General features: G+C 54.3%; 12 protein-coding genes. 5 read left to right on the top strand and 7 right to left on the bottom strand.

Annotation, left to right across the window (positions count from 1 at the left end):
• Nucleotides 1-180 precede the first annotated feature (180 nt).
• The 6 genes from WEB54_RS02720 to WEB54_RS02695 form a co-directional block, all read right to left on the bottom strand.
• The gene (locus WEB54_RS02720; RefSeq protein ID WP_368053114.1) at nucleotides 181-1029 is read right to left on the bottom strand and encodes an ABC transporter ATP-binding protein; all 849 of its coding nucleotides are present in this window, start codon (nucleotides 1027-1029) and stop codon (nucleotides 181-183) included.
• A 54-nt stretch (nucleotides 1030-1083) separates the two neighbouring features.
• On the bottom strand, nucleotides 1084-2085 hold the full coding sequence (locus WEB54_RS02715; protein WP_368053113.1) for an ABC transporter permease: 1002 nt from the start codon (nucleotides 2083-2085) through the stop codon (nucleotides 1084-1086).
• A gap of 65 nt (nucleotides 2086-2150) precedes the next feature.
• Nucleotides 2151-3548, bottom strand: a complete 1398-nt coding sequence (locus tag WEB54_RS02710; protein ID WP_368053112.1) for a CmpA/NrtA family ABC transporter substrate-binding protein — start codon at nucleotides 3546-3548, stop codon at nucleotides 2151-2153.
• 660 nt (nucleotides 3549-4208) lie between these two features.
• Nucleotides 4209-4505, bottom strand: coding sequence for a hypothetical protein (locus tag WEB54_RS02705; RefSeq protein WP_368053111.1), 297 nt, complete (start codon nucleotides 4503-4505; stop codon nucleotides 4209-4211).
• A gap of 41 nt (nucleotides 4506-4546) precedes the next feature.
• On the bottom strand, nucleotides 4547-4687 hold the full coding sequence (locus WEB54_RS02700; RefSeq protein ID WP_368053110.1) for a hypothetical protein: 141 nt from the start codon (nucleotides 4685-4687) through the stop codon (nucleotides 4547-4549).
• 410 nt (nucleotides 4688-5097) lie between these two features.
• Nucleotides 5098-5664: an ANTAR domain-containing response regulator gene (locus tag WEB54_RS02695; RefSeq protein ID WP_368053109.1), complete on the bottom strand. Its 567-nt coding sequence runs from the start codon at nucleotides 5662-5664 to the stop codon at nucleotides 5098-5100.
• 307 nt (nucleotides 5665-5971) lie between these two features.
• On the opposite strand from WEB54_RS02695, the gene WEB54_RS02690 reads away from it, so the two are divergent.
• The 3 genes from WEB54_RS02690 (at nucleotide 5972) to putP (ending at nucleotide 11970) form a co-directional block, all read left to right on the top strand.
• Nucleotides 5972-6754, top strand: coding sequence for a helix-turn-helix domain-containing protein (locus WEB54_RS02690; RefSeq protein ID WP_368053108.1), 783 nt, complete (start codon nucleotides 5972-5974; stop codon nucleotides 6752-6754).
• A 268-nt stretch (nucleotides 6755-7022) separates the two neighbouring features.
• Complete coding sequence (gene putA / locus WEB54_RS02685; protein WP_368053107.1) at nucleotides 7023-10208, top strand: bifunctional proline dehydrogenase/L-glutamate gamma-semialdehyde dehydrogenase PutA; 3186 nt, start codon at nucleotides 7023-7025, stop codon at nucleotides 10206-10208.
• A gap of 298 nt (nucleotides 10209-10506) precedes the next feature.
• Entirely contained in the window at nucleotides 10507-11970 is a 1464-nt protein-coding gene (putP, locus tag WEB54_RS02680) for a sodium/proline symporter PutP (RefSeq protein ID WP_368053166.1), read from the top strand.
• Nucleotides 11971-12067: 97 nt separating this feature from the next.
• On the opposite strand, the gene nhaD is transcribed toward putP, so the two are convergent.
• The gene (gene nhaD / locus WEB54_RS02675) at nucleotides 12068-13426 is read right to left on the bottom strand and encodes a sodium:proton antiporter NhaD (RefSeq protein ID WP_368053106.1); all 1359 of its coding nucleotides are present in this window, start codon (nucleotides 13424-13426) and stop codon (nucleotides 12068-12070) included.
• Nucleotides 13427-13784: 358 nt separating this feature from the next.
• Here nhaD and WEB54_RS02670 point away from each other — a divergent pair, with 358 nt between their 5' ends.
• Together WEB54_RS02670 and WEB54_RS02665 are read left to right on the top strand one after the other, a co-directional pair.
• Nucleotides 13785-14375 (top strand): DUF998 domain-containing protein, encoded by a 591-nt coding sequence (locus WEB54_RS02670; protein ID WP_368053105.1) that lies wholly within the window; start codon nucleotides 13785-13787, stop codon nucleotides 14373-14375.
• 54 nt (nucleotides 14376-14429) lie between these two features.
• Nucleotides 14430-15311, top strand: coding sequence for an AEC family transporter (locus WEB54_RS02665; RefSeq protein WP_368053165.1), 882 nt, complete (start codon nucleotides 14430-14432; stop codon nucleotides 15309-15311).
• Nucleotides 15312-15355 lie beyond the last annotated feature (44 nt).

Here is a 15355-nt window from a genome sequence, read left to right as displayed (position 1 = left end):
TGTTGCTCAGTAACGGCCAATTTCCGAAAGCCTTTCCCAGGCCAGTTGACAGGCCACTGAACTGTAATGAAATAACAAAATATCACGGAACGGCGACCTATTTGTTCTGGTTTTTTTGAAGTGTTGTTATAAAAAAGATCAATAAACAGGGTACGCAGCGTACCCTGTTTCAGGAGGGTATCAGGCAACCTCGGTATTATTTTTTGCCTGAGTAGAGGCCTTGGCTCGAGCCGAAATAGGCTCGACTTTGAGCTGTTTTTCGTACAGAAACGTCAGCACTTCAGAGCGCAGATGGTTGTAATGCACATCGTCGGCCAGTGTCAGACGATTGCGCGGTCGCTCCAGATCAACCTCCAAAATCTGACCGACGGTAGCCGAGGGGCCATTGGTCATCATCACGATGCGGTCGGATAACAGCACGGCTTCATCGACATCGTGGGTGATCATAAGCACCGTTGTTCCCAGCTGCGCCTGAATCTCCATCAGTGAATCCTGCAGGTGCGCACGCGTCAGGGCGTCCAGTGCGCCAAAGGGTTCATCCAGTAACAAAACACTCGGCTGCATGGCCAGTGCCCGGGCAATGCCGACCCGTTGCTTCATACCACCGGAAATCTCACCGGGGCGTTTGTGCATGGCATGAGCCATGTGCACCAGTTCCAGGTTGTGGGTAATCCAGTCTTTCATTTCAGCCCGGCTTTTGGTTTTGCCAAACACGCGTTTTACCGCCAGTTCAACGTTTTCCCAGGCGGTTAACCAGGGCAGAAGGCTGTGGTTTTGAAACACTACAGCCCGTTCCGGGCCGGGTTCGTCCACTTCTTTTCCGTTTAGTAAAACACCGCCGCGCGTTGCCTGGTGCAAGCCTGCAACAATGTTGAGTACGGTACTTTTGCCACAACCGGAATGCCCGATCAGAGAGACGAATTCACCGTCGCGAACCTTCAGGTTCACGTTGTGCAAGGCGGTGAAGGGGCCTTTGGGCGTTGGGAAGTCAATGCCAACGCCAGTCAGTTCGAGGTGTGTCTGAGTCATGATAGATCTCCTGGCGCATAAAAGGGTTCAGTACTTGGTGTGTCGTTGTGTTGGTCAGCGTTGTTCACTGGTTTTGTCCCAACTAACGGCTTGCTGCATCAACAGCATGACCCGATCCAGTGCATAGCCGATTAAACCAATGGCCAGTACCGCTACCATTATGCGACCAAGTGAATCGGAACTGCCGTTCTGGAATTCATCCCAGACGAATTTTCCCAACCCTGGGTTCTGCGCCAGCATTTCAGCGGCAATCAGCACCATCCAGGCGATGCCCAGTGAGACGCGCAAACCGGTAAACATCATCGGAATGGCCGATGGAATGACGATTTTGCGAATGTGGGTCAGGGTGGGCAGCCGCAATACCTTGCTGACGTTCAGCAAGTCGCGATCAATATTGGCCACGCCAACGGCGGTATTAATCAGCGTTGGCCACAGCGAACACAGGGTGACTGTGAACAGTGACGTGATGAAAGATTTTTCAAACATCGGGTCGTCCGATACATAGATCGCACTGACCACCATGGTCACCAGCGGCAGCCAGGCCAGTGGCGAGACCGGTTTGAAAATCTGGATAATCGGATTCACCGCCTGGTAGGTTGAGCGCGACAGGCCAATCAAAATACCGCAGGGAATCGCGATGACACTGGCCACCAGAAAACCAGCCAGAACGGTGAACAGACTGGTAAAAATCTGGTCGATAAACGTCGCTTTGCCCGGGTAGCTGTGAACGGTCGGGCTGTAGCTTGGGTCGTCTGCCACACGCGCCGCATTGCGTTCTTCCTGGCGCTGGTAAAACGCACTTTCCTTGGCTCGCTCAGCCTGATGGCCTTCCCATAAAGACTGGCTCTGTTCAACCACATCGCCCGGGCCCGGGAAGGTACCCAGTGAGGTATTGATCTGCCCGGCACCAAGGTGCCACAGCATCAGAAAAATCGCGATGCCGATCGCGGGCAACAGCAGTGATGTCAGCCACTGCACCGGGTTGAAATCGGCCAGGCGGGTGCTCAGTGTAAGCTTGAGTTTGCGCCAGGGGTGAGTGAAGGTCTGTGCTGTCATGTCGGTCTCCTGTCCTGTTAGTGGGGTGCGTTGGTCCAGTGCGGATGACACCGCACCCCGGACGATTACTCGTTGCTACCTTGCAGGCCAATCGGAAAACGGCTCAGGTAGGCATTGGGCTCGCGGCCGTTGTAGGGAATACCGTCGATGAATTCCTCTTGCTCCGGTTTGAAGCCGGTTTCGCTGGCAAAGGCGGGGAACTGATCGGCACTGAATAGCCCTTCTTCAATCAGGCTAGCGGCGGCTGTCTGATACAGATCGGGGCGATACACCCGGGCGGCCATGTCTAAATACCAGTCATCGGTTTTTTCTTCTTCAATCTGACCCCAGCGACGCATTTGGGTCAGGTACCAGATGGCATCGGAATAGTAGGGGTAGGTAGCGTTGAAGCGGAAAAAGACATTGAAGTCGGGCACGGAGCGAACATCGCCCCGTTCGTATTCAAAGGTGCCGGTCATGGAGTTGGCAATGACTTCTTCATCCGCACCGACGTACTTGGGCTGAGACAGAATTCGAACGGCTTCTTCACGGTTAGCGTTGTTGTCTTCGTCCAGCCAGTAGGCGGCGCGGATTAATGCACGCACCATACGCACCGTCGTGTTTGGGTATTCCTCGGCAAATTCTTCGGTGATGCCAAAAACCTTTTCCGGATTGTTTTTCCAAATCTCATAATCGGTAATAACCGGCACACCAATGCCTTTGAACACGGCTTGCTGGTTCCAGGGTTCACCAACGCTGTATCCCTTGATCGTGCCCGCTTCCAGTGTTGAAGGCATTTGCGGTGGTGGTGTTACGCTGAGCTGTACGTCGGCGTCGACCAGACCGGAGGTGTCACCACCGGCGGGATCGTAATAACCAGGATGAAGCCCACCGGCAGCAAGCCAGTAGCGAATTTCATAGTTGTGGGTCGAGACCGGGAACACCATGCCCATCTTGAAGGCCTCGCCACGGTTCCGGTATTCATTTACCACCGGTTGCAAGGCTTCTGCGCTGATTGGGTGAACTGGCTTACCGTCTTCGTGCGGGATGTGTTCTTTCATACTCGCCCACACATCGTTGGAGACAGTGATGCCGTTGCCGTTAAGATCCATCGAAAAAGGGGTAATGATGTTCGCCTGGGTGCCATAGCCCAGTGTTGCCGCCAACGGCTGCCCCGCCAGCATGTGAGCGCCATCCAGTTCACCGGTAATAACGCCGTCGAGCAATACTTTCCAGTTGGCCTGGGCTTCGAGCGTGACATACAGCCTCTCGTCTTCGAAATACCCTTTCTCATAAGCAATGGCCAGCGGGGCCATATCGGTCAATTTGATAAAGCCAATGGTCAGGGCTTCTTTTTCCGGCCAGCCAAGATCAGCCTGGGCAACGCCCAGTGTTGAACACAGAATAATACCCGCCAGTGCCCGGGTGATGGATTGGCGTAGCGGTATTGAAAGGTCGGCGAAGGTCATGGTTAGTGTCTCCATAGAGTTTCCCAATGCTCTCAGTCTGCCTGAGTCGGCGTGGCTGAATGGCGTGCAAAAAAAACGGCGCCGAGTCCGCAGTTTGCGAACAGGGCACCGTTGCCAAGTAATCTGGGGGGTAGTCGTCCTGTGCTCGTCGGTTATGTCCGGTGCAAAGACGATTACTGTAATTTAGTTGTAGCGATTAACGTGCCAAGGTTAAAAAATGGCAGAGAGAAGGCTCTATATTGCGGGTTGTGGACTTGTCGTGCGGGAGGGGATTATGTCGATAGCAAAGGGTTTTATGCGCTATTTGTGGACTGTTAACTCAGCAGTCGCACCATTGCGGCACAATTAGGTCCAGATCTTGGGACTAAATTAAGAAGGCTATAAGTAGGAAAAAGTTTAGTAGTTTGGTAATGCGCGTGGAGCACAATGAGTGATTAGGCTTGGTTTTTAATTTAAGTTTTAGGGGTTTGCACAATGCAAGCGGTGGGTGCCGGTGATGCCTGTGCGGGGGAGTCCGCAGCATGGATGCTGCGGTCTAGGCTCCATGGACGGATTTACGCCGACCCCGCAGAGGCATCACCGGTAGCCGACGCGGACCATGGCCACTAATCGAACGTGAGGCAGGGGTAAATCCGGCGCACTCTTTAGAGGTGCGCCGTGCTTGCTCGGAGTGATTTAAACCAGTTCTGCTTCGTCCATCAGAGACGCATGCAGATGACCCTGAGAGCCGATCAACAAACTGCCCTGGCTGTCTTCAACCAGAAAATCGAGGGCGTCTTCATCATCTACCGCAATAGAGCCGTGAAAGGCATCGAGTGCCGCGTCGGCCCAGCTTTCCTTGTCCAGCTTGGCGGACACATCCACTGAATATGAGCCTACGACCTCCTGATCCCAGTCAGACAGGTCCTCAAACACGCCGCGCGGGCTGACGTGAATGAGAACACGAACGGTATCGACTGTGAAACGGATCATGATGGGGCTCCCGGTATCGCTTTGGATAAAGTGGGTTGATGTTATGCCCAGTCTGGGCGGTGCTTGTGGTATCCGCGTTTGGCCGACTTTTTACGATCGTTAAAAGCCTCGCCACGATGCGGATTGAACTTGGCAACCGGATTGTGCCGGTTAGGCTCCGGTGCCGACGCTGCTTTACTCATACAGGTCTCCCGTCAGCGCTTTGACAACCGTTTGCCAAAGGCTCAGTGGTCAGCGGGTCGCGCATAATACAGAGGACAGCAGGGGCTGAAAAGAGGGTTTTAAAAGAAAAAATCAGCCGGTGGGAGGCATTTTTTACAGCAGCTTTCTAAGTCTCTGAATCGGTTGAATTTTCACTGTCGAGTACCGGTGTCATCTTTTTGAAAACATTTTCCCACGGTGTGCATCGACATGGGAAACACCGTACCAAACACCAGCCTGGGCTGGTCTAACCGATGACGCTCCTCTATTACGGCTTTCAAGGCCGGCCCCAGCTGCGTCTGTGTTGCAGGCAGGGCACACCCGATCAGGCGCAGAACCATCACCAGCGGTCGGATCGGCTGAATAGGAATCTTGGTGGTGCGGTGTTGGGTTACTCATCAAACAGCATCAGTACGTCCTGGGCGATGTCGACCAGGCACACGTTTTTGTTCATCGCCATTTTGCGCATGGCACCAAAGGCGGCGGCCTCGTCGCACTGGCGGTGCTTCATCAGCAAGCCCTTGGCCCGGTCAATGACCTTGCGTTCGGCCAACTCGTCGCGGGTTTTGCGCAGCTCGCCGCGCAGGGCCTGAAACGCCTCAAACCGGGAGATGGCAACCTTGATAATGGTGTTGACCCGACTGGCCTGAAGGCCATCGACAATGTAGGCGCTGACCCCGGCAGCGATGGCATCGCGAATAACGGTGTCATCATCGTCTTCGGCAAAGAAAATGATCGGTCGCGGGGTCCGGTCGGACGTGAGTGCTACATCTTCAAGCATGTCCCGGTCGGGAGACTGGGCGTCAACGATCACCACGTCGGGTTGAAAAGATTCGACCAACTGATAGATGCGATGCTCGTCCGGCGAGCGAATCACTACGGCGTAGCCGAGTGCCGTGAGCGCGGTCTCCAGAATTTGGGCGCGTTCGAGTTGCTGGTCAATAACAAGAATGTTCATACGCGCAAGGTGGGATCCTACTTATTGGGCTGGTACAGGGTGTTTGCTTGTTATTGCAAGGGCTGTGCCTTTAAAATCAGCGCTTTACGGCGTCTTGTTGGCCAATAACGCCGTATCTCGGTGCAATTGCCGCCTTTGGGGCGTGTTTTCGCACTTTGTTGGGGCAGGCTGGCAGGGGTGGATTACCTAACGGCTTGCCTAAATAGATCTGATCGCTTGGCGAGTCTGGTGGCAGGGCGTATGGTATGAGGCTAACGTTGATGCCGGTTTATCGCCGGTATCTGTTCAACACCTATGGGAGTGTGCTATGTGGTTAGGAGGATTGAGTCGTTTGGAGCAAATGCCTCAAACGGGTGACCGACACCACCACAGTCACCATCAGGTCGTGCTCGGATTTGAGGGTAATGCGGCCTTTGAACTCGAAGGCGAGGGCGGCGATCAGCTGTGCCTCGGCAATGGCTGCCTGGTTCCCACCCAGAGCGACCATGCCTTTCAGGGCCTGGGTGATAACCGCATGGTGGTGCTGGATTTTTCAGCGGATGCATCTATCGATAGCAGCATCGACCATGAAATGCTGTGCCGCCTGTTCGACAAGCCCCATTACTTCCAACTGGATGCCCAGTTCGCCAGCCTGCTGACCGCCATGGCCCGGGAGATCGATCAGTTCGGCCACGACCCGCATATGCAGCAACATGTCAGTGCATTGCTTCTGCATAGCCTCTATCAACGCCTGACTGGCCGCGCTGTGCCGGGCCAGGAATCGCTGGGTCGATTCGATTTGTCGAGAATCGACCAGATGATCCGCCAGCGGTTGCAAGACAAGGTGTCGGTAACCGACATGGCCAACCTGTGTCATATGAGCATCAGCCAGTTTCACTTGCGGTTTCGCCAGGTTACCGGGATGACACCCTATCAGTACGTCATGAAAATGCGTCTCGACCAGGCGATCTGGCTATTGCGCTGTTCATCCCATTCCATTGCCGACATCGCCCTGGAAACCGGCTTCAGCAACCAGAGTGCACTCACTCACGCCGTAAAAAACCGCACCGGCCATTCCCCGGGGCAGGTCCGTAAGAGTAACGTTAACTGACGTAGGACATGGAAAGACGCGAAACACGAAAAGACGCCGGAGCCTCGGTGTTTAGCGGGTTGGACGTCTTATATGTGTCGCGTCTTTTAATGTTTTGCGTCCCTTAGTGTTTCGCGTCTTTTCATGTCCCACGTCTTTTATTGTCCTGCGTCATTCCCTCATTTACGGATTATTTAACAAAAAAAGCCCCGTTTTTGACAATCGCTGACCAGCCTGACTCGGCTACTGTGTCTGAATAACTCCAATAGATGGTTCAGGCAGGATGGTGATGACTCAGTTTGACGCCGCTCGGGTAGTAGCAGGGGAATACCGGGATCTGGCACCGCAGCAGTGGTTCCAGTTCATCGTAGATCAGTACGCCGTCGATGAAGACGAGTACATGGCGCAACTGGTAGAGATCGCCGAGCCGGGTGCAGACAGTACCAAAGCGATTGAAGCCACCGCGCGGCGCATTGTAGAACGGGTACGTAGCCAGGGTGATGTCACCCATGCTGTCGATAAGTTGTTGCAACAATACAGTCTGGACAACGAAGAAGGTGTGATCCTGATGTGTCTGGCTGAAGCGTTGATGCGCGTGCCGGACCCGGAAACAGCCGACGATCTGATCCGCGACAAACTGTCGGTGGCGGACTGGAAACATCACATGGGCAAGTCGGATTCGCTGTTGGTCAATGCCTCGACCTGGGGGTTGATGCTGACCGGCCGGGTTACCTCGCTCGAAAGCCGTGAAACGTCGCCGGCGAACTTGCTGTCAAAACTGATTAACCGCGCTGGTGAACCGGTTATTCGTGCTGCAATGAACCAGGCCATGCGCATAATGGGCAAGCAGTTCGTGCTTGGGCGCACCATTAAAGAAGCCATCAAAAACGGCAAGTCCTATCGCAAGAAGGGCTACACCTATTCCTTCGACATGCTGGGCGAAGCGGCGTTTACCGATCCGGATGCCGAACGCTATTTCCAGTCCTACCGCAATGCCGTTCAGACGCTTGGAGCGCGTATGGATGAATGGGGTGATGATGCCCCCAAACCGACTATTTCCATCAAGCTGTCAGCCTTGCACCCGCGCTATGAAGAATCGCATCAGGAATGGGTGATGACTGAACTGGCCGAGCGTGTTACGGATCTGGTTGGTGAAGCGCGCAGCCTGGGCGTGGGCATTACCATCGATGCTGAAGAAGCTGATCGTCTGGAACTGTCACTGCGATTGTTTGAACAGGTTTACCACAGCGATGCGGCCAAAGGCTGGGGTAATTTTGGTCTGGTTATTCAGGCCTATTCCAAGCGGGCTTTGGCTGTGCTGGGCTACCTGACTGCTCTGGCCAAAGTACAGGGTGACATGATCCCGGTACGTCTGGTCAAAGGGGCTTATTGGGATACAGAAATCAAACACGCTCAGGTGTTGGGTCTGGCGGACTACCCGGTGTTTACGCGCAAGGAAAACACCGATGTTTCCTACATTACTTGCGCCCGCTATCTGATGAGTGCCGAGGCTGACGGCTATATTTACCCCCAGTTCGCAACTCACAACGCTCACACCGTCGCCGTTATCGCTGAGTTTTCGCGCCAACGGCCGGAGCGTGACTTCGAATACCAGCGTCTGCACGGCATGGGCGATGCGCTGTACGACACCTTGCTCAGTGAAGACAAGCACCGGGTGCGCATCTACGCGCCGGTGGGTGCTCATAAGGATTTACTGCCATATCTGGTCCGTCGGCTGCTGGAAAACGGTGCGAACTCCTCATTTGTACACCGTCTGGTCGATGCCGAAACCCCGGTTGGCGATCTGGTCTCTTCTCCGGTTGAACTGGCTAAAAGCCGGGCCGTGTACCGCAACCCGAAAATAGTGCTGCCCTCCGAAATCTACGGCGACAGCCGCCGTAATTCCCAGGGATATAACTTGTCTGTAGCCTTTGAACGAGAACCGCTGATGCACACCATTGATGCCTGGAACGACACCCAATGGGTACAAAAACCCTTGTTGGCGGGTAACGCCATAGCAACCTCCGACGTGATTGAAATCAAAAGCCCGTACGACACCCGCCAGGCAGTGGGCCAGGTACACTTCGCCGATGCCGACATGGCGCAGCAGGCATTAGCGACGGCCGATCAGGCCTGGTTTGGCTGGAATCGAACACCAGCGATCAAGCGTGCTGCCTGCCTCGATAAACTGGCCGGTTTGCTGGAAGAGAACACCGCTGAACTGATGGCGCTGTGCGCACGCGAAGCAGGCAAGTCGCTGCAGGACAGCATCGATGAAGTGCGCGAGGCCGTTGATTTTTGCCGCTACTACGCGGTACAGGCTCGCGAAAATATGAATGAACCGACGCTGCTTCCCGGTCCAACCGGTGAAAGCAACGAGCATTACTACGCAGGCCGGGGTGTATTCCTGTGCATCAGTCCCTGGAACTTTCCGCTGGCCATCTTTACCGGCCAGATCTGTGCCGCTCTTGTAGCGGGTAACACGGTGTTGGCTAAACCGGCTGAAAGTACCTCGCTGATTGCCGGGCGTACCGTTGAGTTGTTTCACCAGTCCGGTATTCCGGGTGAGGTGTTGCAGTACCTGCCAGGCTCCGGACCGGTCATCGGCAATGCGGTGCTGAGTGATGAGCGGTTGGTCGGCATTGCCTTTACCGGCTCAACCGAAACCGCACAGTTGATCAACCGCACTCTGGCGGAACGTACAGGTGCCATGCCCACCTTCATTGCCGAAACCGGTGGTCAGAACGCCATGATTGTCGATTCGACGGCGTTGCCTGAGCAGGTGGTCGATGACGTTATGGGCTCGGCCTTTGCCAGCGCTGGTCAGCGTTGTTCTGCACTGCGCGTACTCTGCGTTCAGGACGATGTCGCCGATCGTATCATCGAACTGATTGGCGGTGCACTGAGCCGCATCGAGATGGGTAATCCGCAATTTTATCAAACCGATTGCGGTCCGGTGATCGATCAGAAAGCACTGACCGGCCTGACCGACTACGTAGATGGCTGGCGCAAGAAAGACCGGGTGTTGGCTGAAGCCAAACTGAGTGAACACACCAGCCACGGTTATTTCATACCACCCGTTGCGATTCAGATTGATGGTCTCGATGAACTGGGACGGGAGCAATTTGGTCCTGTGTTGCACATCTACCGGTTTAAAGCTAGCGATTTGGATAACGTAATCGCAGATATCAATAAAACTGGCTATGGCCTGACGCTCGGCATTCACAGCCGCAATGAAGCCACGGCGGCTTACATTGAGGCCCGGGTCCGGGTCGGCAACTGCTACGTCAACCGTAATCAGATTGGTGCGGTAGTGGGTGTACAGCCATTTGGCGGTCGTGGTCTCTCCGGTACTGGTCCGAAAGCTGGTGGGCCGAATTACATCAAGCGCTTCGCTACTGAGCGGGTACGTACCATCAACACCACCGCTGTCGGCGGCAATGCCAGCCTGCTGTCACTGGAAAGTGAAGACTGAGGATTCCGCCGCGCTGGCATTGCCAGCAAGGCAACTGAATCGTTCGACCGGCTTATTCCGGAGAATGATACCGGGTGCCGGAAAGTTGAAACCCGACTTTCTGTACCTGGCGGGCTGTGGCTGATGTCGTAGCCACACCTAACTGCCCTGACTGGATCCGGGGGTGTGGAGTTACCTTCTATACCTCTTCTGCACGCCGGATCGACTCCCCCATGTAATGGAAGGCGCGGGTGTCAGGAAGCAGAGCGAGAGAGCGCTCGATTTCATAATCGATCACAACAACTAGAACTCGGAGTACATTATGAGCAACACCTTAGCGGTCAGTGTGACCTTTATTATTTACCTCGCGGGGATGATGTGGATTGGCCTTTGGGCCTACCGCCGCACCACCGATTTATCTGACTACATTCTGGGCGGCCGTTCGTTGGGTGCCTGGCCTTCTGCACTGTCGGCCGGCGCTTCCGATATGTCTGGCTGGTTGCTGCTCGGCCTGCCAGGTGCCATTTACGCCTCTGGCATGGGTGAGGCCTGGATTGCGGTAGGCTTGCTGGCAGGTACTTACCTGAACTGGCTGATCGTCGCGCCACGTTTGCGTGCTTATTCACAAGCGGCATCAGACAGCCTGACCTTGCCTCAGTATTTCAGCAATCGTTTTGAAGACAAGGTCGCCATTCGCGCGATTTCTGCCTTCTTTATTTTGCTGTTCTTCCTGTTCTATACCAGCTCCGGTCTGGTTGCCGGTGGCAAGTTGTTCGAAACGGTATTTGGTTGGGATTACACCATTGCGGTGACCATAGGCACCATCATGGTGGTTTCCTATACCCTCTTTGGTGGCTACCTGGCCGTCTCCTGGACCGATCTGGTTCAAGGTCTGCTGATGGCCGCCGCACTGATCATTGTTCCCGTGTTTGCATTGATGGTTATCGGTGATGGCCCCACTGCAGTACTCGAAGCGAAAAATCCGAATCTGGTCAGCATGTTTACCAATGCGGATGGCTCGTCTCTGGGACTGATCGCGATTATATCATCACTGGCCTGGGGTCTGGGTTACTTTGGACAGCCGCACATTCTGGCTCGTTTCAAAGGCATTAAAGATCGCAATGAAGTGAAGCGTGCACGTCGCATCGCCGTTACCTGGACGTTTTTGGGTATGGCCGGTGCCTTGTTGGTGGGTATTGCGGGCATTGGCTATTTCGAAACCGGCTTGCCGGATGGTGAGACGGTCTTTATCAGTCTGGTTCAGGCTTTATTCCACCCTCTGGTAGCAGGCATTCTGCTGGCAGCGATCCTGGCAGCGATTATGTCTACGGCTGATTCTCAGTTGCTGGTGTCTTCATCGGCGCTGACTGAAGATTTCTACAAGTCGATCTTCAACAAGGATGCTGATCCGGCATCATTGATAAAGATTGGTCGTGGTGCTGTGGTATTGATCGCCGTTGTGGCCTGGTTCTTCGCGCTGGATGATGACAGCTCGGTGTTGGCGCTGGTGTCTTATGCCTGGGCTGGGTTCGGTGCTGCCTTTGGCCCCGCGGTTATTTTGTCGCTGTACTGGAATCGCATGAACCGGGTAGGTTGCATTGCCGGTATTCTGGTGGGTGGTATTACCGTTGTGGTTTGGAAACAGTTGACCGGTGGCATTTTCGATATATATGAAATTGTTCCGGGTTTCTTGTTTTCTGCGATTGCTGTCTATGTTGGCAGTGTTGCATCGGCAGAACCGTCGAAGGAAATGCATGCCACTTTCCAGGAAGTGAATGGTTAAGTCAGGTCAGCTATTGATTGGCTTTGTTCGGATGCTTTGAATAATCCGGACACAAAAAAACCGAACGCCTGGCGTTCGGTTTTTTTTTGAACGTGAGTTAGTACACCCACTGATAAAAGACAGCGCCACCGATATAACCCATCAGTGCCAGCGGGGCGATGTGTTTCAGATACCAGAAAAAACTGATGCGCTCCATGCCCATGGCGGCTACGCCCGCTGCTGATCCGATGATCAGGCAGCTGCCACCGGTACCGGCAGAATAGGCCAGAAACTCCCACATCGGTGCATCGGTCGGATAGACCGACAGGTCATACATGCCCATGGTCGCAGCGACCAGGGGGACGTTGTCGATGATGGCAGACATCAGTCCGATCATAAACACGATGACATTGATGTTGCCGATCGACTCATCCAGGGTACTGGCCAGTGAAGCCAGCAAACCAGTGGCTTCCAGCGCCGATACGGCCAGCAAAATACCGAGAAAGAACAGTACGCTTGGAGTGTCGATGCGTTTCAGCACGCGGGTAATGTGCAGCTCGGTATCGTCATCGTAGTCGGCACGGTGGTGAATGATTTCACTGACAACCCACAACACCGAGAGGCTCAGCATCATGCCCATAAAAGGCGGCAGATGGGTAACGGTTTTAAAGATAGGCACAAACAACAAACCCAGAATGCCTACAGTGAAAATAATGTTTCGGTGATGGCGGGTCACCTGGTCGGCATCCTGTTTGTAGGGCATGGCCTGGGGTGGGTGTATCGTCTGGCCGCGTAATGACCAGGTTAGGTAGAGCATCGGTACCAGCAGGCAAATCAGCGATGGCAGAAACAGCGATTTAACAATCGCCAGAGTGGTAATTTGACCACCGATCCAAAGCATGGTGGTGGTCACGTCGCCAATGGGGGACCAGGCACCTCCGGCGTTGGCGGCCACAACAATCATGCCAGCGAAAAACAGACGTTCCTGTCGGCTGGCAATCAGTTTGCGAATCAAGGAGATCATCACAATGGTGGTGGTCAGGTTATCCAACGCGGCCGACATGAAAAATGCCAGCACAGCAATCATCCACAGCAAGGTGACAGTGGAAGTGGCTTTGATTCGGTCGGTAATAATGGCAAAGCCGCCGTAGGCATCCACAAATTCGACGATGGTCATGGCGCCGAGCAGGAAGAACAGGATCGAGCCAATCTCTCCCAGGAAACTCAGCAACTGATGTTCCCCGACCCAGGTATGAATCAGCGCTTCCTGGTCAAGATTGGCGTGCTCCTCCAAAAACCAGGCGGGCAGGGTTTCGATGGCGATAAGATCGCCTGCAAACAGGATATAAACCGTCCAGCACAGGACCGCGCTCATGATAGCCGGTGCGGTCTTATCTATTTTTAAAGTGTGTTCGGCAATGATGGCCAGATAGCCAAGGGTGAAAATACCAATAATTAGAATTAACGCTAAGGGCACAGTTTCGCTCCATCTTTTGAGTGGTGACTGGTTAGTCACTGGTTCAACTACGGCGTTTGGGGTGGCCTTTTACCCGGCAGTCAGCACTTGGCCTGGCATGAACTCCGCCATCTGCAGCGGCGGTTGCAGTCAGGCAGAGAAAAAGCCACAGCAAGGTGGTCGGCAGGGCGATTCCGGAAAGTCTGGATGAGAGCAGCGCTAACATGGCAGAGGCAAAACCCGGTTGTGAGTGGGTGAAACGGGCCGCTATTATTCAGCAGTTCGGCCAGAAAGCAAAATCTGTTTGAGCCCTGTACGACCCGGGTCTGTCCCGGTAAGCTCTGCGCCTCGTTGACCGGCTTATAAACAAGGAAACTATGTGAACAACAAAGCCCTGATGTTGTCTATGTTGGCTGCCATTCTGTTAGTGACCTTGCCGTGGGTACTGGGTTCTCAGGTGCCTGGTTATAGCAGCGCCCAGTTCATTAGCGAACTGGGTGCTCTGGATATGCCTAACCGGTCGGTCGCCAATGGTGCCTTCTTACTGGTCGGTGCCTTTTGGATGGGGGCCGTGGAAGCCACGCGCAAAGCGCTGGAACCCGGCAAAATGGACCCCTGGGTGCGTTTTGGCGTCATTGCCTTTGCGGCTAGCTACATCGTCAGTGTGGTGTTTCCCTGCGATCTGGGTTGCCCGGCGACGGGCAGTGGCAGCCAACTGATTCACAGCACAGTGATCTGGGTGCTGAGCGCGGGTGCTGTTGTATCAGGCGTCAAACTGGTCCCGTTGCCCTCCGTCAAAGGCATGAGGGTACTGAAGGGGACTCTGGTGCTAGCCTTTCTGGTTCTGCAGCTGGCCGCCTGGCAGCGCGAGTGGTTACCCGGCTTGTGGCAACGTCTGTTCGAGTTGAATTTTGCCGTTTTGTGGGTGCTTTGGGTCTGGCGGTTGCCCAATCGGCAAGCGCAGTACTGAGTCTCATGCGCCGCCTTGTGGGCTGTTCCTGTTTAATGAATTGGGTTGAGTACGATGGTTGAGCGTATAGCGGGCATTGTGGTGCCTATTTTTTTGGTGGTACTGGTCGGGTTTCTGTATGGGCGCAAACACGCTCCGAATATGGAAGCGGCCAATCGCATCAATATCGATGTGTTTACGCCTTTCCTGATTCTCAGCGTTTTTGCTTCGCGTCCGGTAGATTTGGGTGATTATGCCCCGCTGGCCATGGGCGCGATCATCGTGACCCTGCTGCCTGGTATCGGCGCTTATTATCTGGCCAGGGCCATTGGGGTCAGCTGGAAAACCTTTGTACCACCGATGATGTTTCGCAACAGCGGCAATACGGGCTTGCCGTTAATGCTTTTTACCTTTGGTGAAGAATACATGCCGGCGGCTGTGATTCTGTTCATTGTTGAGAATACCCTGCATTTTACCGTGGGCGCCTGGCTGCTTAATCCACGGACTCATCTACTGCATGTGTTAAGAAACCCCATGATCATTGCTGCAGCCGTTGGGCTGGCGATTGCCGGTTTCAGTGTGCATTTACCCGACTGGCTGATCCGGTCGCTGGCGTTATTGGGGGATATTGCGGTTCCGCTGATGCTGTTTGCGCTCGGCGTTCGGCTGGTCAATCTCGACCTCAGTGGTTGGCGGATCGGTGTGATCAGTGCAATTGCGTCACCCATACTGGGCCTGATGGTGGCCTGGCCGCTGACGCTGATGTTGGATCTGTCACCGGTTCAGCAAGCCATGTTAATTCTGTTTGGTGCCTTGCCTCCAGCCGTTCTGAACTATCTTGTCGCTGAACGCTATAATCAGCAGCCGGAACAGGTAGCTGCTATGGTGATGTTTTCCAATGCACTGAGTATTGTGTCGATTCCTCTGGTACTCGCCTGGGTGCTGGGCGGTATTTGAGGCCTGCTCCGGCAATCTGAACGTAATGCTGCTACGTTGGAATT

It is taken from the genome of Saccharospirillum sp. (assembly GCF_040881935.1).
Classification (GTDB): domain Bacteria; phylum Pseudomonadota; class Gammaproteobacteria; order Pseudomonadales; family Natronospirillaceae; genus Saccharospirillum.
The sequence above is the reverse complement of the archived record's forward strand: the minus strand, read 5'-3'. Positions and strand labels throughout refer to the sequence as shown.